This is a genomic window from Citrobacter sp. VF227 (genome assembly GCF_052950715.1).
Genome location: NZ_JBRFVF010000634.1, coordinates 1 through 433, shown reverse-complemented (window position 1 = coordinate 433; position 433 = coordinate 1). Strand labels below are relative to the sequence as shown.

1 protein-coding gene and 1 pseudogene are annotated in these 433 nt (G+C 50.1%); both read left to right on the top strand.

Annotated features, from left to right (window positions below; translation table 11 throughout):
* On the top strand, positions 1-103 hold a 103-nt coding region (locus tag ACU8YC_RS28290), incomplete at its 5' end, for a cell envelope integrity TolA C-terminal domain-containing protein (protein ID WP_446896434.1).
* Positions 104-231: 128 nt separating this feature from the next.
* A pseudogene (gene tolB / locus ACU8YC_RS28285) lies at positions 232-433 on the top strand (Tol-Pal system beta propeller repeat protein TolB); the annotation flags it as partial.

The window sequence follows — 433 nt, the reverse complement described above, 5'->3', positions numbered from 1 at the left end:
CCAGGCTGCGCTGACGGCTGCGAAAACAGCCAGAATTCCTAAACCGCCTTGCCATGCTGTTTATGAAAAAGTAAAAGATGCCAAACTGGACTTTAAACTGTAATAACGACCCCTGAGAAATCGGGGGAAACGGTCTAAGGTTGAGGCAGTGTTCTGGTAGTTTTGTGTATTTGAGTTTGTTAACATTCTACTAAATTATCGTGGGCTTTCCGTCCAGATAAGGGGGATATGATGAAGCAGGCATTACGAGTTGCATTTGGTTTTCTGATGCTGTGGGCAGCGGTGCTGCACGCAGAAGTACGTATCGAGATCACCAAAGGGGTGGACTCGGCACGCCCGATTGGGGTTGTCCCCTTCAAGTGGGCAGGACCGGGTGCTGCACCTGAAGATATCGGTGGTATCGTGGGTGCTGCCCTGCGAAACAGCGGTAAAT